We start from the raw sequence: 23,672 nt of genomic DNA, 5'->3' as shown, positions 1-23,672 counted from the left end.
ACAAAAAAAGCCCACATTTACCGGACAATCCGGTACATGCGGGCTTTATATTTTGTGATTTGCAGGTTATGGATCAACTCAAATCCGACGTGCCTATGTGAGCGTATCCCTACTCAGTAATTGTTGTTTCCGGTTCGGTTATCGGATCTTCGCTTGGTTGGATCGGTGTTGCCGGTGTTACTGGTGTTTCAACAACCGGCGCCACATATTCATACACCGGCTCTTCATAGGTTGGTGCGACATATTCATATGCCGGTTCTTCATAAACAGGCTCCTCGATTACAGTGACTGGCGCCACCGGAACGACCAATGATGGAGCAATAGGTGTGTAGGCAGGTTTTTCACCTTCAACATACAGACCGGCCGTAGTATCGACCATTTTTGTTCGTAGGCTGTTGGCAAAGAGTTCTCCATAAAGTTGCTGTCCGGTTTCGTTCAATTCCAAACCAGCTGCATCCATATAGTTGGCCAACGTTTCGCTGCGGTTCGCCAACTCAGCTAAGAAATCTGCATGCAGGTCATACAGCGGAACAGTGAAAGCTGCATTTTCTTCCACCAGATTATTGGTATAGTTCCGATAATCCAAGGAACGTGAATTCCAATCAGCCATTTTGGCCTCTGCCGGAGGTGGCGTTACCAAGACGATCAGCGTATTAGGCAAGGCAGCCCTGATTTCATCATAAATCTTGTAGATGTTTTGCGTCGAATCCACCAAACTGATATCAACCACTTGATCGGTTTTCGTCGGGATCGTGTAAAAAATGACATCCGGATTGCTGGCGACCATTTCCTGAACATACTGGCTACTCAGATAAACCGAGCTGCTATCAGAAGGGGAGCTGAAGAAAGAAGTCGACAGGTTTTCTAGCGGAAATTCTGTCTGAATACCGGCAATGGCGGACTTGGCCCAAGCTGCATCTGCCGCCACGTCACCGAAAAAGACGACATTGACTTCCTTCGTATGATGATGAACATATTGCAGATAATCGATGACCGGCGCGCTGTTTCGGTTCTCCGCAAACGCGGCCAAGAACTGCGCATAAGCTTCGGATGTGTCACTCTCTGCGACTATAGACTCCTGGGAAGAAGCTGTTTCCGCAACAGTTTCCGTTTGTTTCTCACCTTCATTCAATAATGCCTCTTTTTTAGCGACTGCGTATTTATATCCAAAAAGAACAATGGCAATCGTAAGGATACCCATGATGGAAACAAGCACTATTTCCCTTTTTTTCATTCTGACTCCTCCAATATTTTAATGATATTTCAAATATTGACTCTTTATTACAGATATATTTATCATAATATAACAGTTGTATTAATGCACGGTATTTTTTTGAGTTAGCGCACATTTCCGATAAAAAACCAGCCGATCATTACGCTCGACTGGTTTTTTATTATTTTGGATTCATCACGAGTTTTGCTGATTATGCGACAGCTGACAGTACCGCTCATACCATAAGTCGACGTATTCCTTGGAGAATGGACCTTTTTCTTCGTTGATCCAGCTCACCAAAATCTTGACGTTCTCCTTCAGGATATGGTCGATCTCTTTTGGGTAATTCATGCGATTGCGATGCAATTCATACTCATCTACATCAAGCAAACGTTTTTCACCATCAGGAAAAACTTTAATGTCCAAATCATAATCGATGTACTTCAATGCTTCCTGGTCGATCACATAAGGCGATGCCAGATTGCAATAGTAGGAGACACCCTTTTGGCGGATCATGGTGACGATGTTGAACCAATAATGCTTATGGTAATACAACAATGCAGGCTCTCTGGTGACCCAGCGACGCCCATCTGCTTCCGTTACTAAGGTGTGATCATTACAGCCGATTATGGATTGGTCACTAGTTTTTAATACCATGGTGTCACGCCACGTTCGATGCAGGCTGCCGTCATGCTTATAACTCTTTATGGTGATGAATTCTCCCTCCCGAGGATTATGCATCACGGTGCCCAACTTTCTTCAACTATTTGAGCCCTCGCCGGAAATCATTTCGGCGGAACTCTCAACTTTCAGTTCATTGAACAGTATATCATAGAATGGAAATGGATTGCGAAATTTTAGCCATTATAAGCCAAATTCTTTTCGGGTCTGTTGCTTGAATTGTTGCCACATTTTTTGCTGCGGCACCGGGAATGCATAATCGGCAAAATCATTTTCGCTGACCCAACGGCATTGTTCGGGTAAACGGCTATCCTCTTTCGTTAATACGCGTCCGTAATAGCCAGTGATGTGCCATTTTATATGACTGAAAACATGATTGACAGATCCCGTTTCCGCCTTCAACCAGACCGGCTTCAAGCCGTATTTCTCAGCCACAACTTCGGAAAGCTTCGCTTCGATCTGGTTGAAGGAGGGCAGCTTTTTGTCGGATTTGTTTGCAGTTTCTGTCAACTTCTGGAATTCCTCCGCAACCAGCAGTTCCGTCTGGATGCTGGCCGCCGATTCTGGTTCCGCAGCCACTGTTCCGGGTATCGCATCGAGATCCAGTTGGATCAACGGAAACGTCCAAAAATCCGCCAGTAGCCCGCTGCTCGGACGCTTCTCCAAAAGGAACTGCTTTTCCTTGTTTTGCAGGATGATACCCTGCAGATTCATCGGTACCGGTCTTTTCGCTTTGCTTTTGACCGGATAAAGATGCATCGTCCCGTTTTTGTAGGCGGCATTGAAGGCCTTGATCGGGCTGATTTCAGGCTGCGGATTCAGCGGCGAACAGATGCTCGAGCCCAGATCCATCAACGCTTGATTGAAGTCGCCTGGTCGCTCCGGGTCGATCAATTCCCGCACGACCGCTTCAAAAGTTTTCCGGCTGGCTGGTTTGGCGATGTCGGCATCGATTTCGAACAACCGGCTCATGACGCGCATGACGTTTCCGTCGACTGCCGGCTCCGGTATCTGGAAAGCGATGCTGGAGACGGCGCCTGCTGTATACGGTCCGATGCCCTTCAGCTTAGCGATTTCCTGCGGATTCTTAGGGAAAACACCATTGTAATCGGCGACGATCTGTTGCGCCGCTTTCTGCATGTTCTTGACACGAGAATAATAACCCAGCCCTTCCCACGCCTTCAGGATCGCGTCTTCCGGCGCTGCCGCCAGCGCTGCGATGTCCGGGAATTTATCCAGGAAATTATGATAATACGGGATGACCGTATCCACCCGTGTCTGCTGCAGCATGATTTCCGAAACCCAGATGCTATAGGGATCGCTCGTCCGGCGCCAAGGCAGATCGCGTTTCTCTTTGTCGTACCAGTCCAACAGCGCTTTGCGGAAAGCCTGTATTTTCTCGGCCGGCCACATTTCGATGCCGGCTGCTTTGAATATTTTTGTATGTTCCGAATTTGTCATTATTCTGCTTCCTGTTCCTTTTCTTCGATATAGGCGGAGATCATGTCTCCCTGGTAGCCTTTTTGGTAAAGGCCCGATCTCACTTTTTGCTGCAGCTCACGGCCTTTCGCTTTGCGCTCATAACGGCGCCAAAGCTTGTCCCCTTGCAGACGCAATGCGGCCATTTCATCCTCTTCCTCTTTCTCCGTTTCGATCTCTCCCATAACTTCCAGGACGATGTCGGAAGGATAGCCTTTCTGATGCAGATGGAGACGGATTTTTGAAGCTGCTTCATGCGAAGAAACCCGGCTTTGTTTGCGCAGTTGCTTCTCAGCAATCGTTTGGGCATTTTCCAACTGCAACTCATGCGGATATTGTTGCAGGGAAATGGCGATATCTTCTTCCGACAAGCCCTTTCCTTTCAGTTCGTTGGCGATGAGTTGCGGTCCCTTCAGGTTCAGGTTAGCCGCCGTGCGCGTGTAGCTTTCGCCATAGATACGGTCATTGACGTAATTCTGTTCGATCAGCCGCGTCAAAGCACGTTCGATTGCGTCCGGGCTGATTTCTTCGTCATACAGTTTTTTGCGGACTTCTTTCTCACTGCGCAGGCTGTAGGACAGATAATTGACTGCTGTCGTATAAGCCATGTAATCGTAATTTTCCTTCTCGATTTCAGCGCTGCGCTCTTTCGTGAGCGTCATCCCTTTATGCAAGCCGACCTTGATCAGTACGGCTTCCGATATCGGAAAGGCGTACTCCCCGTCAATGAAGACGTTGAAACGGTCCTTGCGTTTTTTCTGGACAGTTATTTTTGTTACGACAGGCAATTTTTCAGCCTGTTCCTCGGTATGGTCCATTCTATACATCCTTTCGGCGAATCTCACTTGCTATTATACACACAAAAAACGAAAGGAACAAAACGTATGTTCGAAATTCCCGCCGCGTGCTAAAAACACCCAGGGCTGCCTCATTCTTTCGAGGCAGCCCTGGGTGTTTCTGTCAATCACAGAGCCGGTTTCGGTTTATCCGTCTCTTCATAATCAGGCTCGATATCTTCCGCATCTTCAACGGTTTCTGCAGCAACCGTGTCGCCTCCAAATGGGTCTTTGGAAAACTGTTCCTTCTCTTCTTCCAGTTCCTGCAAGGAGTCATCTTTGTCAAACTGCATTTCAGGCAACCGGTGACTGTCTTCTGCCATTGCAGGATCCGCCACCGTTTCAGCTTCGATGCGTTGTCCGGTGATGTCGTCGGTCACATCGGCTGGTTGTGTAGGCGACGCAGCTGCAACTTCGGTGACTTCGAGCTGTTTCTCGGCTTCGATTGAATGAGCCGGAACATCGCCGGCTTCTTCGCTATCGGCGGATGCCCAATCCGGTTTCGTGGCAGTGATGGCTGCAACAGGGACGGCTTTTTCGTCAGGCAAAATGCCATCGCGCACGAGAAATTCGGCATGTTCATCATTGATCGGAGCGGCATCATCGATCAGCAGCAACAATTCCCCATCATCCAAAGCATCCTCAAACCGTTCGTACGTATCCTCGTCAATGCCGTAGCGCTCGAAAATGGCTTCCTCCTCTTCCTCTTCCAAATCCACCGTAAAGAACTTAACGATTTTGTCCCATAAGGAGTCCTCCTCACGGTCTTCACCGGTTACGATAACTTGTACAGCCGTCTCTTCCGTGATGAAATTGCTTTTTCCGTTGCGGGTGATGACCAGCAGTTGCTCAGGCGCATAGCCCTCATGCTTAATCAGATGCGTAATTACATCAAGCAACATTTCCTGATTAGCAAAGGTACCTTCGATTCTCTTGTCCATAACGATTCCTCCCATGACTGAAGATTTATTCTTTGAACTCATTGTAAAATACTTCAACCTGAATCACAAATGATAGCCTATTTTCCCATCATACTAAACTTTACTCGGCACCGCTGATCAGATGGGTGCATTCCTTAAATGGGGAAGTCCCCCATACAGATTCTCCCGCAGCAGATGCAGCGCCTCGTCCGCAACCGGGTTGTCACGCAACGAAGGATGGCGCAAAGCCGTTTCAGCCAAAGAAAACTGAACAATTTGGATATATTCATCCATCGGAATCGTCGAAAGCCGAGCCGCATTGGCGTGTAACGCGTTCCCAAGCAAATTGTGCTTGCGCTCTTCTTTTATTCCATCAGCGTAATCGAAATTTGTCAGGACGCTGTGCAAAAGGTGATTTTGGCGATGAACGGTTTGGCTGGCTTGTTTGACTTTTTCGGTGAAAAATTGCGGACGCACCGGTAAGTGGAAAACATGCTGATTCACGAAGTGGACTTCCACTCCCTTTTCCCCTTTTAAAGTCCGGGAATGCAGCACCTTTGAAAGATTGATCCAGGAACTGTTTTTGCGGGTCGGACCGCTCAACGGCAAAAATCGGTACCTCCCAAAAATATAGGGAACACAATGGGTATCCTTGCCGCTGACCCGTGTGGAGATCCCGCGAATGAAATCATAATCGAAACCAATCAGTTCAAACAAAGAGAACATCACATTGTTGCTGTTTTCGCGCGTTTTGATGAGGCGACCGTCTTTGAAAAAAATGAGCGTGCGGAAGTCGGTCTGGTGCAGTTGCGGGTCCAAGCTCATAATGTACAGAAATGAGTCATCCAGCACAAACCGATCCAAAGCCCAAGCCCGATTCAAATAAGGCTGGGTACTTTCTGGATCGAGCAAAACGAAGAAAGGCTCCTCCGTTTCTTTCTGGCTCTGGGCCGATGCGGATTCCTGCAAAGACGTCCGCAGACCCGAAAGGATCGTTTCCCACAGTTCGACATCAAAAGAGGGGCCTGCATTTTTTTCCTCCATTGCTCCATTCGTGAATGCTTGCGCCAATAATTCTGCTGTTGATTTTCCGACATTATTTTTACCGCGTTGCTCCATCATCGGTTGCTCATCCGCTTGCCGTTTCTGATTATTCGAATAGTTTTTTCCCGTCTTCTTTTCCATAAAATCCCCCAAATTAAATGTTTAATAAAAATATATACTACTTTCAACCCGAATGATATAGAAGCGCTTACATTTTATCACATATCCGTTAAATTCGTCTGCAAATAGATGACCAGTACCGCATTTTTCTTCTTTTTTGCCGCATTTGCAGTTTTGACCTTGCCGCCTCCGGACCGATAACATAGACATCAGCAAGCTTGCCGAGGCCGTGATGAGCATGCACAGGGCTCTCCCCTGCATCACGCCATCCACTACATACGGAGGCAACGCCATGAATATGAAAAAAAGAATCTGCACCGATGAAGCCGCCACCCAATTGTGCGACCTGTACGCGGGTGTCATCCATCATTGTCTGAAAAAAATCAACCGGTATCCGGACCACAACGACTACGACGACTTCTATCAATTAGGGTTGATCACCCTTTTTGACACGTACGAAACGTGCCTGAAGGATGCGCTCGTGACCGAGAACAGCTTTTTGTTCGTCAGCTATGCCAAACAAAAAATCCATTGGACTTTCCTGGACCAAATCCGCAAGGAACAGAAAAAAGTAAGCCGTGAAGCCTACCTTTGCGAAGAAGAGCTGGAGGAAGTCCCCAGCACAACTTCGTTTGAAGACCAATTCGAGCAAGCGGATTTGCTGCAACGCCTTTGCGCCTGTCTGACAGCCGAGGAGAATGCCTATCTGCGGGACGCGCTGGAGGGACTGAACATCACCGAAATCGCAAAAAAACAACGCATTTCGCGCAAAACGCTCTACAAAAGAAGACGCCAGATCCAAACCAAAGCCAGCCCTTTTTTGAAGGCCTGAAAGACGGGGTTACACATTGCCTATCCCCTTTCGTCGTTATAGGTGTAAGCAGTCATGACACTTACCAGAAAAGAAAACGGAGGAATGCCAAATGGTGAAACAATACGAAGAAGGAAACATCGAGCTTTATTTCAATGATTTTGCAAACGAGAAGGAAGTCAAACAGTCATTCGCGAACCTGAAACCAGGTGTCACAGCTGAACAAGTACAATCCTTCCAGTCAGCCGTATCCGGACTCGTCGACCTGCCCGCTGCTTACGCAGTCGTCGTCGAAAAGAACCGCTACTCCATCGCTTAAGCCAACCGAAACAGAACGATAAGCACCCATCAGACATCTAGGAGGAAATGAACATGACGACAACAGTAACCTTGGAATTGAAATTTTTGACGGCCGACGGAAAAACCCGCAACTTGAGTGTCAAGAACCCGAAAAGTGGCTTGACATCGGTTGAACTGCAACCAGCAATGGACGCCATCATCGGCTTGAACGCGTTCGAAGTGAAAGGGATCAACCCCTTCACGGCAGTCAACAGCGCCCGCTACGTGGAACGCACCATCACCGACCTGATCGCCGAAGCCGAATAAAATAAGAAAAGCTGAACGGGTTCGCTCAGCCCTGAAAGAAATTTAGGAAATCTGGCCCTGAATGAGCATCGTAGAGCGCAATGGGTCAGATTTATCTAATTTCCGAAGGGCTAACCCGTGAAGCTGGACATCATTTTAGGTGCATGAAACATTTTGCAAACTTGTGAAACACCTACGGTGATGCACTTTTGAACTTAAAAAATTTTACATTTACCTAGTTATATCAGAAAAGCAGTACAAGCCGCTTGGACTGCTGGACAACTTAAGTTTTCATCAACAACAGACAGCCGCCCGGATGCGATTCCGGGCGGCTGTTTTACAAGTTAGAGGAGGAATAGTATGAACTACACGATCGAAAAACGCATCTTTTCCATCTACCAGAATCCACTCACCGCAAGCAACCTGATCATCGCCCACGAGTCCGGCAATCCGAACAACGTCGGCAAAAATAGCCTCGAGAACGAAGTCAGTTACATGCTGCGCAACTGGCAAAACGCCTTTGTTTCCCATTGGGTCGGCGGAGGCGGGAAAATAATCCAGATCGCCAACGCCGGCAAAGTCCAATGGGGTGTCGGCCCGAAAGCGAACGGTTATGCCTATGCCCAAGTCGAGCTGGCGCGGACAAGCAGTCGCCCCATCTTTGAACAGGACTACAAAGCCTACGTCTGGCTGCTGCAGAAATTGGCGCTGGAAGCAGGCATCCCCTGCACGCTGAACAGCGGAGCGAGCGTACATGACAAAGGCATCAAAACCCATTCCTGGGTTTCCAAAAATGTCGGCGGGACCGATCATACCGATCCGGACGGCTACCTCGCAAGTTGGGGTATATCGCAGGCCCGCTTTCGTCAGGATATCGAGGCCGGCCTCTCCGCGCTGCCTCCCCTTGCCAGCGCACCCGGCACGTTCCTGCTGCACCGTGTCGTGAAAGGCGACACGCTCTGGGGCTTGTCGCGCAAATATGGAACGACCCCAGCTACGCTAAAGCAGCTGAACCAGCTGTCGGGCAATCTGATCTTGATTGGACAGCAATTGAAGGTGCGCCAGTACTGAGTCTACCTACCGCCGGGAATGGTCTGCTCCGGGGAACGCAGGCTTCGCCGCAGTTCAGTTCACATTTTTGATTCCTGCTCCGATGAGGCAGGCTTCGTCGAAGATGAAGCCCATCATTACCGGTGACCTCCGGCGATCCGACCCCTCGCCGGAGCTGAGGGCGCCAATTCCGGCGCCAAAAAGAAGGCCAGCCCTGAATCATTCCGGGGCTGGCCTTCTTTTTCTTATGTTTATCAATAATAAGCGCGTTCGTAGTTGAATTTGCCGATGTCCAGATCCAAAAACTCTCTGATAAGGGCATATTGGACCTCTAGCGATTCCTCTTTGACCTCCTCGCACAAGTTTTGGCAGCTTCTGAAAAACGAGGCTGCCTCATCGGTTGTTTCGAACAGATACTCCTCCGCTAATGTGTCGTCTTCGACAAAATGAATGACGACCCCTTTCTTATCCTCCAAGAAATCCATTCCCAATACCGGTGTCATGAACATATGCAATCAATCCCCTTTTGTCTTTTTAAGTGGCCTTAGCTGCTTGATAAGACCTACACTGGTATTATTCGCAAAAAATCGTTCCAGCTTTTTTTATTTTTAAACTTTTTTAAATTATTTCCTCAGATGCTTGTTCAGCTCCTCGACCAGCATGAAAACGGTCGTGGATGGATTGTCGCGGGCAGGCGACGGCGAGCGCTGACTGTAGAGTTTCTTGGCGTTCTGGATGGCTGCCGGCTGCCTTGATAATAGTACGTTATACATATGCGGATGATTTTTTTTGTAGAAAAATCCCAGTCGTTTCGACAGCATGTCAGGATAATGGAAACGTGAAATCGATTTTTTGATCAGCTCAAAATGCAGCAGATACCAGATTTCGAAAGCTTCGTTGCTGTAGGCGGCACGGAAGCCTTGCCGGTAATGCGTTTCACAGAAAAAGACGGCTTCATTGAAGATATCCCGGTCAAATGAATCCTTATCGAATACCAGCCAAATTTCATCATATTCGTCCGGTCGATCCTTGACGACCTCTCGCGCATGGTTGACTAAAGACATCGTATTCATCGCTGTACCAACGATTTCGACCTGCGCCGAGATGACGTGAAAACTGCGGAAGTAGTTCGGTTCGGTTTTAGTGCCTTCGCAAAGAATCAGGAAAGTTTTTTCCGGCCTTTTCGTTCCGACCGGCCGTTCAAATTTTTTCTTGTGTTCTCTTCTTCTATTTTCCATTGTCGACCCACCAATCCAACGGCCGAGGAAATGGGATTGCCCCATATTTGCCGTTCAGGTAGTTGCGGTAAAATTCAAAACTATTCTTCCTTTCCTCGTCATCAAAACGATATTCAACCAAGGAAGTCAGGTGGCTGGCGCTGTACGTGTCCTTTTCCACGAACCAGACTTGATCCCTGCGGAAAAGGTTGCTGGAAAGGTTCGTGATATCGTGCGTCGAGTATATCATCTGCGCACCCTTATCGTTGACGTCGCCGGAAAAAAGTTCCAGCACGTAGCGCGTCATCAAAGTGTGGAATTGCGTATCCATTTCATCGACCATCAACAGTCCACCTTTTTCGAGCGCCTCGATGATCGGACCGGCCAAAGCCAAAAGCTTGACTGTCCCTGCCGATTCGGTATCCTGGAAACGGAAATTTTCGCAATGGAGCTCCGATTCCCCGGCTTCATTGCGCCGTGTCTTGACGACAAAAAAGGCAAGTTCCGGCCTCCCATTGCGCGAATTTTCCAATTCGTGAACAACAATATCCTGAATGGACGGATCGGCCACCTGAATCAAGGCCAAGAGATTATGCTTGTATTTTGACAGGTGCATCTTCGCCATCGAAATCGACAATCCGATTTTCGAAGTGTCGAGGATGATGCGCATCTCCGTGAACCATTCTATGAACAGTTTCAGTTCCGGATGTTCAGCTGATTCAGGAGCGGAAAGCAACGAAGACAAGGCCAAACGCATATCGTCCAAAATGATGTCGCGGAACATTTCAGCCCATTCCCCACCGGCGATCTGTCCGGTCGCATTCCGGAAAAACAGATCCTTCTGCTCGTCGCCTTCCAGGTAAAGGAATTCTTCGGTAACCCGTTTGCGGTTGACGAAAAAACCATAGCGATAAAGCTTCCCGTCCAACAGAAAACTTACTTCCAACATCGTATCTTTTTTCTCGGTGCGCGCATCCAGATGGAACGGTTCGATATGGTCGAGCCATTCACTGGATGAGCACTTCTGCAACAGAAGGCCTTCCTGGATCATCTTCATGGCCTTCAGAAGATTGCTTTTCCCGCTGGCATTCGCCCCATAGATCGTCGCCAATTTTGTCACAGCGATATTGTTTTTGCCATAGACGGACTCCGGGTGTTCACCGATCGGGCTGGCGACCATCGAAAAGGTAGCCTCATCTTTAAAGGAAAAAAAATTCTCCATCACTATTTCTACAAGCATCTCGACACCTCCTATACCAAAAAGTATAGCACCCTGGCGGCTTTTCTTCTAAGAATAACCGTCAAGAATGCAAAAGCGGATAACTTTTTTGCAAACGGATACAAATGCGCGGATTTGTAGGGAATTTGTGGATCTTTGCATCATCAGCGAAGATCACACTGAGGCGAACAAATCCGGGGGAGGGGCTCTCCAGCTCCGGGGAACGTTTGCCTCGCCGGAGGAAACAACTATGATTATGCATTGTTCTCCGCTCAAGCCTTCCTCGCCGAAATTGAGCTGGTGAATCCACACCCAATCTCCGGCGAGCCACCATCTTACCGGAAATCAGGTACCCCGAACCATAAAAAAAGACGCACTCCCCATTAAGAGCCGCCTTCGCCGATATCGATGAAATGATACAAACCTAGCCAATAACCGATTGTTTTAAAGATTTCATGCTGCGCCAGGCGTCTCCCGAGTTGGGTTTCGATCCAGGGCAAGCCGTACGGACCGCCAGCTGACACATAGATGAATGTCATATCCTTTCCTTTTGCAGCTTTCTTGAAGCTGTACTTGACCCGGTTCATGTGATAATCGCTCGACACAACAATCGCTGTGTCGAAACCATTTTCTTCCATCAACGCGATACTGTATATGGCATTGGTCCAAGTGCTGGTCGCTTGGTAATCCACCAGTATATCATCATCCATCATCCCAAGTTCGCCGTAGGGCTGCAGATGCAATAGTTCGGCATCCACAAGCAGCGGAGAAACGATGATTTTTCCGGATTCGGAATAACCTGCTTCCAACAGTTCTGAGGCCTTGACTCCTCGTTCCGGCGCGCCTTCAGGTACGATGATGATGTCGGAAACGACCGGTTCCTCATTGATTTCCAGATTGGCGAGGATATAGAAGCTGATTGTCAAAGATACGGCAGTCACGATCAGAAATACATTCAGCAGCAACATCGTTATTCTGGTCGATTCGTCCGTCTTCAGGAGGCTGCGCTCCTTGTCGAATGGATAATTTGCCATCTTCTGCTCTCCACACCCTTTTCTCACCTTATTATCACTCTATTTTATCTGAAATGTGGAAATATGCCATCGCTTTTTATATTTTTTATTTTGAGTGGATCGTCACCTCAAACTTGTAAGCGTTGTCGTGATACAATTAAACCAGCAAGGCATAAGGAGGAGAACGACATAAAACTGATGAACAAAGTCGCTGTTGTAACTGGAGGCGCTTCGGGTATGGGCGAAGCCATCTGTCGCCTGTTTGCTAAAGAAGGCGCAAAAGTGGTCGTTGCCGATTATAACTTCGAAGGTGCCGAAAAAGTCGCAAGTGAAGTCAACACGGAAACCCCTGACGCTGCAACTGCCATCAAAACCGATGTCTTCATCGAAACCGACATAAATGCCATGATTGACACTGCAATCACTTTCTTCGGTAAAGTGGATATCCTCATCAATAATGCCGGCATCATGGACGGCTTCGAACCGGTCGGAGAAGTCACAAATGCGCGGTGGGACCGTGTCTTCGCCGTCAATGTCAACGGCCCGATGTATGCAAGCCGTAAAGCCATCCAATATTTCCTGGAACAAGGCCATGGTAATATCATCAACATCGCCTCAATCGGCGGTCTTCAGGGAGGTTGTGCCGGTGCGGCTTATGTCGCTTCCAAACATGCTGTCATCGGACTGACCAAAAACACGGCCTTCATGTACGCGAAAAAAGGTATCCGCTGCAACGCAATCGCCCCAGGAGCTGTCGCCACCAATATCGCCCAGTCAATGGGCAACATCAGCACATTTGGCCAAGAAACAACTGGCGTCGGCATGGCCATTAATCCGGCCTTCGGAATGCCCGAGCAGATCGCTTCCGTTGCACTCTTTCTGGCTTCTGACGATGCCAGTTTCGTCAATGGCGCCATCGTGACTGCAGATGGCGGCTGGACCAGCTACTGATTTTTGGTTACTCTCACAAAAAAACGAATGCGACTGCCTCCTTTGTCAGGAACAGCCGCATTCGTTTTTTCTTATGTCTGTGTTGCCCGCTTGATAATTGGAACCGTAGCTCCGGCGAAGGAGGTCTTCGCCGGAGCTGGCAACGCGTTTCCGACTCCAACTACGACGAAAACCGGCCTACCGGAGCTGGTGCTCGCAGGGTACCTCCAGCTCCGGCCAACCATGCTGTCGCCGGAGTTCCGGTCCCAAACCACGCTTTTCTTCATCCTGCATTCTTATCCTCCAGCCAAATCTTCCGCGAAATGAAATTCCAGGCCATCACGAACACAGTAGCGGCAATCTTGGCCACCAGGTAATGCAACGCCACTTGATCAACGAACACCCACATCAGCACTTGGTTCAAGCCCAGGCCGATGACACTTAGAGTGAAGAAGAGCAACAATTCCTGGCGCTTCTCAGCTTCGCCAAAGCGGCTCGTGAACACGTAGCGCATGCTCGCCGCGTAATTGAACAACGTCGCCGCAACAAACGCCAACGCAGCGGCCGTCAAGTAATGCAGGCCGATGAAGTCGGCCAGAACAAACAAAATCAGAAAATCCAGTACCGTCGCCACGACACCGACGAGTCCGAATTTTGCCACTTGAGCCAACACTTTAGTCATCGTTCTGCTCCTCCTTGCGACCAGTCGGCAAGGCACGGTCCGTCTCCTTCAATATATAGAGCGGACGCCGCTTCGTCTCCATGAAGGTTTTCCCCAGATATTTTCCGAGGATCCCCAGACAGAGCAATTGCAAGCCGCCCATCCCTAAGATGATAACGATGAGCGAAGTCCAGCCGGAAGTTGCGTTGCCGAAAACCAGCGTCCGCACTGTCAGGATCAAGGCTGCCAAAATCGCAACGGCGAACGACAGGAAACCGGTGAAGGCCGCGATCGCCAACGGTGCCTCGGAAAAGGCCACAATTCCGTCCAGCGAATATTTGAACAGGCTCCAGAACGACCAAGTCGTCTTGCCGGCGACGCGTTCTTGATTTTCGTAGGACAGGTACTTCGTCTCGAAGCCGACCCAGCTGAAGATTCCCTTCGAAAAACGGTTGTATTCGGTCATTTCCAGCACCGCATCAACCATCTGGCGCGTCATCAGCCGGAAGTCCCGGGCGCCGTCGACGATCTCGGTATCTGAGATGCGGTTGATCAGGTGGTAGAACTGCCGCGCGAAAAAGGAACGGATCGGCGGTTCGCCTTTGCGGTCGACTCGTTTCGTGCCGATGCAGTCGTATTCGCCTGCGCGGATCAGGGCAACCATCTCCACCAGCAGAGCCGGTGGGTCCTGGAGATCGGCATCCATCACGGCAACGTAATTACCGGTCGCGTGGCGCAGTCCCGCAACCATCGCCGCTTCTTTGCCGAAATTGCGCGAAAAGGAAAGGTAGTGCACGCGCTCATCCAAAGAAGCAACTCGCTTCAATTCAGCCAGCGTGGCATCTTTCGAGCCGTCGTTCACGAAAATCATTTCGAATACGGCATCCGGCAACTGTTCGCTGACCGCTGTTATTTCTTTATGGAAAATCGGCACCATCTCTTCCTCGTTGTGGCAAGGAACGACGATGGAAATGATATCTTTTGACATGTGTCCACCCCTGCATGTTCTTTCAGAATTCTGAGCTTTCCTTTATCGTATCATACTTAGCGCAGGTTGACCGTCTATTTCTTGAAATGATTCAGCAAATCGAGGCACCATGTTTCGACATACTTCTGCCATAAGTAGGCCACAGGCAAAGCGAACAGCGGCGACAGCAACAGCGCGATTTCCGGCGGGATGATCTGGCCGAGTAACGTCACAAAGAGGACGATCGACGTCGTGTGCGTCAGGTACAGGCTGAAGGACAGCTTTCCCAAGAGCAGCAGCGGTTTCGATTTGAAGAAGGCCGTCAAACGCGGCGATTCCAGGCACAACAACAGGAACAAAATGATGCCCAAACCAGTCAGCAACAGCGCATGCCGCACCCGGAACGAAAATCCGAGCGCCGCCAGGATCCACTGGCTAGGAATCAAGAACGGAATCGCCCAGGCCGACAGGATCCGGAAAAGATGGTGCTCCTGCACAAATGTCCGGATCGCCGCCATATGCTTCGCCAAAACAGCTCCCATAACAAAAAAGATTGCATAATAATTCGTCCGGTTGAGCGATTCAGACAGCTGCGCCAACCAAGCTGTGTCGCTGTGCATACCCCAATCCGTCAGCTTCTCGATCCCGAACTGCATGACCGCATAGCCGCCTAACACTTTCCCCGTCGCGTAGCGATGCAATGCCACCGCGATAAAAGGCAGGATGAAGGAAAGGCGCCATTCCTGAACCATGCTCCAGAAAGCCCCACTCAAAATATTCAGATTGTAGTCATACCCGAGAAAATACAGCAGCATTTCCAGCGCATTCGGCACCCTTTTCCATTTCACATTAAACGAACCGCTCAAGTCGATCGTGTCATGTTTCCAAGCTCCGAATAGGGCAATCAGTATGACCGTTCCCATGATGATCAGCACATACGGGAGCATCAAGCGGATCCAGCGTTTGAGGATGAAAGGCTTGAAATCCAGCTTGCGCCCACTCAGGTAAGGCCGCGCCAGCACGAAACCACCGATGATGTAGAAGACCAGCACCGCCTCATTGCCGCCCCAGATCAGTTTCAAGGGTGTCTGTGTCGCCACCCGCCAAAATGAGTTGGCAAAAACTTTATATTCATTGGCACTGTAACCATAAACTGTCCAGACCGCCATGTGGAAAATCATGACAATGACCGAGGCTAATCCCCGCATACCGTCAAAGATTTCAATCCGTTGGCTTTGGCCGGATTTTTGCATATCATTCACTCCCATTATCAACAAAACTATCGAAATATTCCTTCCTATGTTAGTGCAAATGTTACGAAAATTCAAATTGTTTATTTTTTTGAGCATTTCGACTATTTATTTCGAAGCCGAGATGTTATACTATACTTACATGCGGTAAGTGAAATGAAACTCGCATCAAATATACCATAAGTGGAGGAACACACATGAACGTTTTAGTAGTAAAAGGAAACAACAGACCAGCAGAGGAAGCCATTTCTTCAAAAATGTATGAAACTTTTTTGGCTGCAGCCAAAGAAAATGAAAAATTGAACATCACAACTTATAACGTCTTTTCAGAAGACATGCCATACTTAGGCCAAGATCTTTTCGGCGCTTACGGCAAAATGGCAGTCGGCGAAGAATTGACTGATATCGAAACACGCCTTTTGGCAGCAAAACAAAAAGTAATGGATGCAGTGACTGCAGCTGACGTGATCGTATTCGCATTCCCATTGTGGAACTTGACGATCCCCGCTAAATTGCAAACATTCATCGACTACATCTTTGCAGCTGGCTTTGCTTTCAAATATGATGAAACAGGCACAATGGTTGCTTTGATGCCTGAAAAGAAAGTTATCCTATTGAACGCTCGTGGCGGCTACTACTCCGCTCCTGAAATGGCCCCAATGGATATGGGCGTCAACTACATGCGCAACGTATTCGGCGGCGTATTCGGAATGGAAATCATCGGCGAAGTTGTCATCGAAGGACATGCAGCAGTTCCCGATCAAGCAGCAACCATCATCGCAGAAGGCTTGGCGAAAGTCGAAGCATTGGCAAAATCACTATAATCAAGAAATACGGACGCGCACTAGCAACCAGCTGGTGTGCGTCTTTTTTTGTGCCTTTCCAATTACACCCTGATCTGATAACGGATCACCGGGAGCTGTGCTCCGGTGATCGACGGTTTCGCCGGAGTTGACTGCTCTTTTAGTTGTTTCCTCCGGCGAGCGGTTCTTCGCCGGAGCTGGCGGGTATCTTATTGTTGTCTCCTCCGGTGGGAGGCCATTCCCCGGAGATGGCGATGTATTTTCGCAACAAAAAAACCAGCTTATGTGCTGGTTTTTTTGTTGCGAATCAGAATTGCGCCGAAATGATGCAACGTCACGAATGGCAGCACATCTTGTTCTTCGCATTCCACAAAGACTTTATGATAGAAATACACACCTTCTTGATATACAGCAGTGGCCCAACCAAATAGAAGATCTTCAGGTGATCGAAACAGCTGCCTCTCTCCTGTTCATGTTCATTAATGATTGTTTGTGTTTCTTTGAACCTTTACGGTATTAAAAAACGCATTTTTGTTCGAAACCCCATCAAATTGTCGCGTTTTTGTTTATTTTTGTTCGTTCTCTGTTGACCAGACCGTGAAATTGTGCTAAATTATGGTTAATATAAAGAGGTGAATGAAAATGTTAAAAAAAGAACGCCTGCTGATACTCACTGAAATCGTCAACCAGGAAGGCATCATCACCGTAGCCGATATCGTCAAGCAACTGAACGTTTCCGACATGACCGTGCGCAGGGATCTGGACGAACTCGATAAGGCCGGAAAAATCCTGCGCATCCACGGCGGAGCACAAAGCATCAGCTACGCATTGGACCAGGAACTCTCGCATACGGAAAAACAAGAAGTCCAAAAAGAAGAAAAGAAAGCGATTGCCAAATTGGCGGCAAGCTACGTTGAGGATGGCGACACCATTTTCCTCGGGCCGGGCACGACGATCGAAATACTGGCGAGCTATCTCGGCGGCAAAAAAATCCGCATCATCACAAACAGCTATCCGGTTTTCGAAAATCTGCGCCAATACGACACCGCGGATATCATTATGATCGGTGGCGATTACCGGAAAAACACGGGTGCTTTCTTCGGCCCGATCGCGAACGACAACCTGAAAAAGTTGAAGTTCTCCAAATGCTTCATCAGCGCCAACGGCATCCACAATGAAGCGATCTCCACCTATAGCATGGCGGAAGGAGAAACCCAGAATATCGCCCTGAACAACTCCCGCACAAAATACTTACTGGCGGACAACAAGAAATTCAACCGGGACGACTTCTACAATTTCTACAATCTGCACGACATCGATCACCTGGTCACCGATGACCATATCAGCGCTGATCTGGTCACGCATTACTCGCAATACGTCACCTTGACCCAAGTCCAAACAGAAGAAGGAGCTAACTTATGAAACTGAACGGCATCATTTTTGATTTCAACGGCACAATGTTCCAGGATTCGCATCTGCACGAACAGGCCTGGATCGACATGATCCAAAAGTACAGTCCAGGCAACGGGCTCACAGAAACAGAGATTCTGACAAACGTACACGGCCGCACGAACGACAAAATCCTGCGTCATTTTGTATCCCCTGACTTGACGGACGAAGAAGTGCAGAAACTTTCTTTGGAGAAGGAAGAGCATTACCGCAGACTCTGCCTGAACAAACCGGAGCAACTCGTATTGACGGACGGCTTGACCGAAGTGCTGGACGATCTGAAGGAGCGCAAGTTGCCGCTGACGATCGCCACCGCGACCATCAAAGAAAATGTTGACTTCTATTTCGACACCTTTGCGCTTGATCGTTGGTTCGATCCGGACAAAGTCGTCTTCGATGATGGTTCCTTCCCCGGCAAACCGGAGCCGGACATCTTCCTGCATGCCGCCAGAAAACTCGGGGTCCCCCCCGAAGAATGTCTGGTCATTGAGGACGCCTATTCCGGGCTCCGCGCGGCCAACAGCGCGAACATCGGTATGATCATCGCAATCGACCCGTTCTTCAAGAACCGGGAAACCTTCCAAAAGGAAAACCTCTGCAAGGACGGTGTCATCACGGACTTCCACGGCTTCACCCAGCGCCTTTTCGCAGAGCAAGCATAAAAGTTAAAGAGAACGCACCATCGGCCCGGCCGATGGTGCGTTCTCTTTTTGGTAAAGTACGTTGTTGCCAAGGTTACCGTATCAACGGGAGCTGTGCTCCGGTGAACGACGGCTTCGCCGTAGTTGACTGCTGGGTTTCGCTGTCCTGCTCCGGCGAAGGGGGATTCGCCGGCGTTGGCCCCTGTTTGTGGGTCGGTTCCACCGACGAGCAGTCCTTTCACCGGAGCTGGCTCTCAATTCCCCGAAAAAAAGCATCGGGGAAAATTTCCCGATGCTGTTTTGTGTAGTTGTATTATTTTTTTCTTTCCTACTCTGTAAGAATAAACGTGCTATTCGATTATCTGAGTTTCTGCCAACTTCTTATACCAGTAAGCACTTTTCTTCGGATAACGTTCCTGTGTTTCAAAATCCACGTAGAATAATCCGTAGCGTTTCTCATAGCCATTTGACCATGAGAAGACATCCATCAATGACCATATGAAATAACCTTTCACGTTCACACCTGCTGTTATTGCATCTGAAATGATCTCTAAATGCTTTTTGACATAATCGATACGTGCATCATCGTTGACTGTACCCTCTACAAATTCATCTTTATAGCCTAAGCCATTTTCAGTAATATAGATTTTTTTATAATTAGGATAATCATTTTTGACCCGCATCATTTGATCATATAAGCCTTGTGGATAGATCATCCAATCCCAATCAGTTCGTGGAACATCTACGTCAAACTCTCTTCTTCCGACACCTTTCAGCTGATATTTTGATCCACCTTTAGCCCCGGTTGCATTATGCGTAATTTCTGATTCACCATCAAACGCACGCATCCAATCGCTCATGTAATAATTAATGCCCAGAAAATCATTTAAATCCTTAGCTGCTTCAAGAAGTTCAAAATCTTCTTCTCGAAGATCTAACTTGCCACCATTTACGGAGAGAATGTGATTGACACCCTCCATCGTTTTTTGAGAGTACCTACCCAAGTAAGTGGCATCCAGAATAAATTTATTGTGGATAATGTCTTCCAATTCTGCTGCTCGCACATCGCCTGGATTGGATGGATCATAAGGGTACTTTGTTGGGAGCGCATGAACGACACCTATTTCTCCCGGATAGCCGTTATCCTTATAAAGCTTGACGGCTCTTGCATGTGCGAGCATCATATTATGATGGGATTGGAATAATTTTTCAAAATCATACTTGATCCCTGGTGGGAATTTACCCACTAAGTACTGACCATCACCTATCGGGCCTATTTCATTGAATGTAGTCCAATAGTTCACTTCTGAAAATTCTTTAAAACAGAATTCAGCGTAATCAACAAAATAGTCAATGTTTTTACGATTTAAGAAATCTCCATCTGAATGCAACACTTCAGGAGTATCAAAATGATGCAGCGTGACAAAAGGTTCTACATGACGTTTATGGCATTCTGAAAAGAGATTATGATAGTATTCAACACCTTTAGGATTTACTTCACCAAAACCAGTCGGAAAAATACGTGACCATGCAATGGAGATCCGAATGCCGTTTACACCGAATTTTTCACTAAGTTCCAGGTCAACAGGATAACGATGATAAAAATCACTGGCTGGCTCTGCTGTATACCAATAGTTTTCTTCAAGATAAGTATCCCAAGCTACACGGCCTTTTCCATCTGTTTGTGTCGCCCCTTCAGCTTGATAGGCTGCTGTTGCGCCCCCGAAAATAAAATCTTTTGGTAACTTCTTCATATTATAACTCCTGTCTAGTCTTCAAATTGTTCCTGAACAAATGCAAGAGCCCCTTGGCCATCACGGGTCAATTTAATGTATTGACCTCCTTGCGTTTTAACAAGTTTAACGCCCAATCTGTCAGTATCTTGTTTAATATCTTCGTAATTCGAAGCCACTTGAGGTGCCAGGATGACTAAGTCATAGTCTTTCATGATATCCATGTGAGCACCATAGCTGCCCGCTGCTGCTTTTACAGGAGCACCATATTCAGCCGCAGCTTTATTTAAAGCATTAGCAAGAAGGCCACTTGTTCCACCGCCGGCACAAAGGACAAGAACATTTTTAGCTTCTATTATTTTATTTTCAAAAACTTTCGGATCATTCTCGTTCGCATCAACACTTGCAAGGACCGCTTTGGCTTTTTTAGTATCAAAGCTGCCTTCAACTTTTTCTTTCAAACTATCCGTAGATGATACTCCAGCTTTTTCTTCTTCAAGAATTTGTGCATCGTAGACTTTAAAGAATGGGTAGTAAATCACTACGTCCACTACAATCAGTGTAAGAGCAAGAACAAGTGACATCAGCCCGAATCCTGTTCCGATAACGATCCCTAAAGGACCTGGTGTTGTCCAAGGCAAATTCACGCTAAAGCTGTTCATCCCAAGAACATCAACGAAGAATTTGAAAATCCATACGTTGGCAATCGGTGCAAAAATAAATGGAACAAAGAATACCGGATTCAAAACGATAGGTGCTCCAAATAAAATTGGCTCATTAACCCCGAAGAAAGTCGGTACGACTGACGCTCTGCCGATCGCCTTATTCCGTTTTGATTTTGATAACCACATGAACATGAATGGAACAACTAAAGTTGCACCTGTACCACCCATTGTAACGATAAACATCTGCGTTCCGGATGTCAGAATCTTATCTGCATGCTGTCCAGCCTGTAAAAGTTGGAAATTTGTTTCAATATTCGCATACGTAATCGCTGCAATAGCAGGTTCAACGATAGAGGGTCCATGTATCCCGACAAACCAGAACAGTGCATAGGCACCAAATATGATTGTAATGCCCAAGTAGCCATCAGCCGCTGTGAACAGTGGCTCGAATAACTTAATGATGGACTCCGCCACATTCGTCCCCATAATATTTCTGGTCACTATATCCAAACCATAAAGGACGACAATCACTAAGGTAAAAGGAATGATATCTTTAAAAACTTGTGAAATGTTTGGTGGAACTTCTTCCGGCATCCGGATTGTCACATTATTTTTCACAGTGATATTATAGATGTTCACAGTAATGAACGCTGCAAGAAACGCTGTCAATAGTCCTTTTGTTCCTAAGAATCCGTTTGCAAATCCACCGCCCTCAACTGCATCCGCAGCAAGGAGTAAGAAACCGGATATGGAAGCCAGCATAGTGGAAAGGAAGTTAATTTGATTGGTGCTTTCCAGCTTTCTGTTGAAGGAATCCGTTAAAGATTTTGCTGTTGTGCCGGCAACCAAAACTCCTAAAATCCCCATTGTATATCCGTATGGTTTCATAATCAAAGCTTCAGTCGATGCACTCCATGAGAAACCAAAGATATTAGGAACATAGGCAATCAATAGGAAAATACTTGAAAACAGAACAACAGGCATCGCTGAGATAAAGCCATCACGTATTGCGCGTAGATAGATATTACGGGATACTTTCTCAAAAAAAGGTTTAGCTTTTTCAATTTGTGCAATCAAGGCATTCATCATAATTAGTTGCTCCCTCTTTTATACAATTCAATCATATGTTTCATCAAATCCCTAAGCAGTAATGTTGTCATCAAGTGATCCTGTCCATGCATCATCGTAACGCTGTACGCAATATCATCGCCTGAAGCTTCCATAGTAAGCAAACTTGTCTGAGCTTTATGAGCTTCTATGATGCTGGTATTTGCTTCTTCACATAATGCTTCGGCTTTATCATAATCACCTTTTTCCGCTGCTTTTAAAGCATCCAAAAGGTACGATCGTGCTTCACCTGCATAGGCAACAATTTCAAACCCTAATAAAGTAGCTTCTTCTCTGTTCATTTTATTTCCTCCAATTTGTTCAGATTTTTTCTTTCCAAGATGTTGCTGTCGTTCCAAGAACTTTGCTTAGTGTATCGATAGTATTAAAGCCAGTCTTACGCCACCATTTACGTGCAGCTTGCTCACCTTCTTTGATTTGTAATGATTGATTTCAATTCCTTACCAGCTAAATCCGTCCCCAGTACAATAGCCCTATTCATTTCTCCTTACTAAAAATATTTTAAAGATTTTACGAAGACAGTCTGGAAAATCACAACTCATTTTCCCGGAAGCGTTTTTATTTCCTTATGCCCTCATTATAAACAGAACCAAACATAAAATCAATCTTTTTGTTCGTTTTTTTGTTTTATTTTTTTGTTTTTGTTCCATAAATGTTTCTTTTTGTTTTTTAACATGGTGGAACAGCTTTTTTATTAGTGACACCACTTTACAAGTTATAAAAAAACGCGCAACCGGACCAGCAGCATTTTGCTGGATCGATTGCGCGTTTTTTTTACAGCTCCGAATTTCTTCAATAAATAACTACTGGGGTGCCCACCGAATACGTATAGTATAAAGTCCTGACTGCAGCTGATATCCGCCACAGGAAATTACCAGCAGTGACATAGTTATTACCACCTAGTGACATCAAAATTACCACTGACTGACAGATAAGTTACCAGTGGAAAAAACGCTCACGAAAAGCTGCCCAAATCCTTTATCTAAAGGATTTGGGCAGCTTTTGTGAATAACGTCAAAATGGAACCATTAGTGTGTAAGGTTGAACAGTAAGTGGACAGAGCGTTTAAAACCAACAATCCTGACCCTAAGGTCACCTAAGAGCCGTTCCATATAATCCAGGAACGGCTCTTAGGGAATATCTAATATGTTTTCTACCTGTAAAATTTAAAGTCAGTATTGGTTGATGCTGCTATTGCCATTTCATTATCTCGGAAACAGGGTGATTTTTATTCCATTCAATACGCTCTTCAATGAG

At 47.1% G+C, this 23,672-nt stretch carries 24 protein-coding genes, 1 pseudogene and 1 other annotated feature (1 of these 26 running past the window's edge); of the genes and pseudogenes, 8 read left to right on the top strand and 17 right to left on the bottom strand.

The genetic code is table 11. The features are described from left to right. Positions 1-109 precede the first annotated feature (109 nt). The 6 genes from TES5_RS06490 to TES5_RS06465 all read right to left on the bottom strand — a co-directional run bounded on the left by TES5_RS06490 (position 110) and on the right by TES5_RS06465 (position 6,314). Positions 110-1,234: an SGNH/GDSL hydrolase family protein gene (locus TES5_RS06490; RefSeq protein ID WP_068561042.1), complete on the bottom strand. Its 1,125-nt coding sequence runs from the start codon at positions 1,232-1,234 to the stop codon at positions 110-112. Between the two features lie 174 nt (positions 1,235-1,408). Next, positions 1,409-1,954 carry a nucleoside tri-diphosphate phosphatase gene (locus TES5_RS06485; RefSeq protein WP_068561041.1) on the bottom strand — a complete coding sequence of 182 codons (546 nt, stop codon included), beginning with the start codon at positions 1,952-1,954 and terminating at the stop codon, positions 1,409-1,411. A 123-nt stretch (positions 1,955-2,077) separates the two neighbouring features. After that, positions 2,078-3,355, bottom strand: coding sequence for an A/G-specific adenine glycosylase (gene mutY, locus TES5_RS06480; protein WP_068561040.1), 1,278 nt, complete (start codon positions 3,353-3,355; stop codon positions 2,078-2,080). Next, positions 3,355-4,191 (bottom strand): recombination regulator RecX, encoded by an 837-nt coding sequence (recX, locus tag TES5_RS06475; RefSeq protein WP_160117146.1) that lies wholly within the window; start codon positions 4,189-4,191, stop codon positions 3,355-3,357. The genes mutY and recX overlap by 1 nt, the downstream gene beginning before the upstream one ends. A gap of 146 nt (positions 4,192-4,337) precedes the next feature. After that, the gene (locus TES5_RS06470; RefSeq protein WP_068561038.1) at positions 4,338-5,150 is read right to left on the bottom strand and encodes a general stress protein; all 813 of its coding nucleotides are present in this window, start codon (positions 5,148-5,150) and stop codon (positions 4,338-4,340) included. Between the two features lie 117 nt (positions 5,151-5,267). Further along, the gene (locus TES5_RS06465) at positions 5,268-6,314 is read right to left on the bottom strand and encodes a competence protein ComK (protein ID WP_068561037.1); all 1,047 of its coding nucleotides are present in this window, start codon (positions 6,312-6,314) and stop codon (positions 5,268-5,270) included. A gap of 271 nt (positions 6,315-6,585) precedes the next feature. Between TES5_RS06465 and TES5_RS06460 the strand changes: the two genes are divergently transcribed. From TES5_RS06460 to TES5_RS15740, 4 genes are all read left to right on the top strand, one after another. Then, positions 6,586-7,125 (top strand): sigma-70 family RNA polymerase sigma factor, encoded by a 540-nt coding sequence (locus tag TES5_RS06460; protein WP_178137851.1) that lies wholly within the window; start codon positions 6,586-6,588, stop codon positions 7,123-7,125. Between the two features lie 91 nt (positions 7,126-7,216). Then, entirely contained in the window at positions 7,217-7,423 is a 207-nt protein-coding gene (locus TES5_RS06455) for a DUF1659 domain-containing protein (protein WP_068561036.1), read from the top strand. 53 nt (positions 7,424-7,476) lie between these two features. Beyond that, positions 7,477-7,710, top strand: a complete 234-nt coding sequence (locus TES5_RS06450) for a DUF2922 domain-containing protein (protein WP_068561035.1) — start codon at positions 7,477-7,479, stop codon at positions 7,708-7,710. Positions 7,711-8,049: 339 nt separating this feature from the next. Next, entirely contained in the window at positions 8,050-8,760 is a 711-nt protein-coding gene (locus TES5_RS15740) for a LysM peptidoglycan-binding domain-containing protein (protein WP_068561034.1), read from the top strand. A 233-nt stretch (positions 8,761-8,993) separates the two neighbouring features. On the opposite strand, the gene TES5_RS06440 is transcribed toward TES5_RS15740, so the two are convergent. The 4 genes from TES5_RS06440 to TES5_RS06425 form a co-directional block, all read right to left on the bottom strand. Beyond that, positions 8,994-9,248, bottom strand: coding sequence for a hypothetical protein (locus TES5_RS06440; protein ID WP_068561033.1), 255 nt, complete (start codon positions 9,246-9,248; stop codon positions 8,994-8,996). Positions 9,249-9,362: 114 nt separating this feature from the next. Beyond that, positions 9,363-9,977, bottom strand: coding sequence for an RloB family protein (locus tag TES5_RS06435; RefSeq protein WP_068561032.1), 615 nt, complete (start codon positions 9,975-9,977; stop codon positions 9,363-9,365). Then, positions 9,967-11,196, bottom strand: a complete 1,230-nt coding sequence (locus TES5_RS06430; RefSeq protein WP_068561031.1) for an AAA family ATPase — start codon at positions 11,194-11,196, stop codon at positions 9,967-9,969. The genes TES5_RS06435 and TES5_RS06430 overlap by 11 nt, the downstream gene beginning before the upstream one ends. Before the next feature lie 362 nt (positions 11,197-11,558). Next, complete coding sequence (locus TES5_RS06425) at positions 11,559-12,209, bottom strand: YdcF family protein (RefSeq protein ID WP_068561030.1); 651 nt, start codon at positions 12,207-12,209, stop codon at positions 11,559-11,561. Positions 12,210-12,386: 177 nt separating this feature from the next. Between TES5_RS06425 and TES5_RS06420 the strand changes: the two genes are divergently transcribed. Then, positions 12,387-13,139, top strand: a complete 753-nt coding sequence (locus TES5_RS06420) for a glucose 1-dehydrogenase (protein ID WP_198143300.1) — start codon at positions 12,387-12,389, stop codon at positions 13,137-13,139. Positions 13,140-13,401: 262 nt separating this feature from the next. Here TES5_RS06420 and TES5_RS06410 read toward each other — a convergent pair whose 3' ends face one another. From TES5_RS06410 to TES5_RS06400, 3 genes are all read right to left on the bottom strand, one after another. Then, a complete protein-coding gene (locus TES5_RS06410) occupies positions 13,402-13,800 on the bottom strand; it encodes a GtrA family protein (protein ID WP_068561028.1) in 399 nt (132 codons plus the stop codon). After that, positions 13,793-14,767 carry a glycosyltransferase family 2 protein gene (locus TES5_RS06405; protein WP_068561027.1) on the bottom strand — a complete coding sequence of 325 codons (975 nt, stop codon included), beginning with the start codon at positions 14,765-14,767 and terminating at the stop codon, positions 13,793-13,795. Before TES5_RS06405 ends, TES5_RS06410 begins: the two co-directional genes overlap by 8 nt. Positions 14,768-14,841: 74 nt before the next feature. After that, positions 14,842-15,999 carry an acyltransferase family protein gene (locus TES5_RS06400; protein WP_178137850.1) on the bottom strand — a complete coding sequence of 386 codons (1,158 nt, stop codon included), beginning with the start codon at positions 15,997-15,999 and terminating at the stop codon, positions 14,842-14,844. A gap of 194 nt (positions 16,000-16,193) precedes the next feature. Here TES5_RS06400 and TES5_RS06395 point away from each other — a divergent pair, with 194 nt between their 5' ends. Continuing rightward, positions 16,194-16,820 (top strand): FMN-dependent NADH-azoreductase, encoded by a 627-nt coding sequence (locus TES5_RS06395; RefSeq protein ID WP_068561025.1) that lies wholly within the window; start codon positions 16,194-16,196, stop codon positions 16,818-16,820. A 299-nt stretch (positions 16,821-17,119) separates the two neighbouring features. Here TES5_RS06395 and TES5_RS15145 read toward each other — a convergent pair. Next, positions 17,120-17,209, bottom strand: a pseudogene (locus TES5_RS15145) (family 1 glycosylhydrolase); the annotation flags it as partial. Between the two features lie 232 nt (positions 17,210-17,441). On the opposite strand from TES5_RS15145, the gene TES5_RS06385 reads away from it, so the two are divergent. Together TES5_RS06385 and TES5_RS06380 are read left to right on the top strand one after the other, a co-directional pair. Then, the gene (locus tag TES5_RS06385; protein ID WP_068561023.1) at positions 17,442-18,221 is read left to right on the top strand and encodes a DeoR/GlpR family DNA-binding transcription regulator; all 780 of its coding nucleotides are present in this window, start codon (positions 17,442-17,444) and stop codon (positions 18,219-18,221) included. Positions 18,222-18,223: 2 nt separating this feature from the next. Beyond that, positions 18,224-18,910: an HAD family hydrolase gene (locus tag TES5_RS06380; RefSeq protein ID WP_177187559.1), complete on the top strand. Its 687-nt coding sequence runs from the start codon at positions 18,224-18,226 to the stop codon at positions 18,908-18,910. A gap of 329 nt (positions 18,911-19,239) precedes the next feature. Here TES5_RS06380 and lacG read toward each other — a convergent pair whose 3' ends face one another. From lacG to TES5_RS06365, 3 genes are read right to left on the bottom strand one after another with little or no spacing between them, the layout of a single operon-like run. Next, positions 19,240-20,643, bottom strand: coding sequence for a 6-phospho-beta-galactosidase (lacG, locus tag TES5_RS06375; protein WP_068561021.1), 1,404 nt, complete (start codon positions 20,641-20,643; stop codon positions 19,240-19,242). 14 nt (positions 20,644-20,657) lie between these two features. Further along, on the bottom strand, positions 20,658-22,373 hold the full coding sequence (locus TES5_RS06370) for a lactose-specific PTS transporter subunit EIIC (RefSeq protein ID WP_198143304.1): 1,716 nt from the start codon (positions 22,371-22,373) through the stop codon (positions 20,658-20,660). Positions 22,374-22,378: 5 nt separating this feature from the next. Further along, entirely contained in the window at positions 22,379-22,696 is a 318-nt protein-coding gene (locus TES5_RS06365) for a PTS lactose/cellobiose transporter subunit IIA (RefSeq protein WP_068561019.1), read from the bottom strand. A 975-nt stretch (positions 22,697-23,671) separates the two neighbouring features. After that, position 23,672 (top strand) — a sequence feature (23S ribosomal RNA rRNA prediction is too short) (it continues 151 nt past the right edge of the window).

It is taken from the genome of Trichococcus sp. ES5 (assembly GCF_900067165.1).
In the GTDB taxonomy this organism is placed as follows: domain Bacteria; phylum Bacillota; class Bacilli; order Lactobacillales; family Aerococcaceae; genus Trichococcus; species Trichococcus flocculiformis.
The sequence above is the reverse complement of the archived record's forward strand: the minus strand, read 5'-3'. Positions and strand labels throughout refer to the sequence as shown.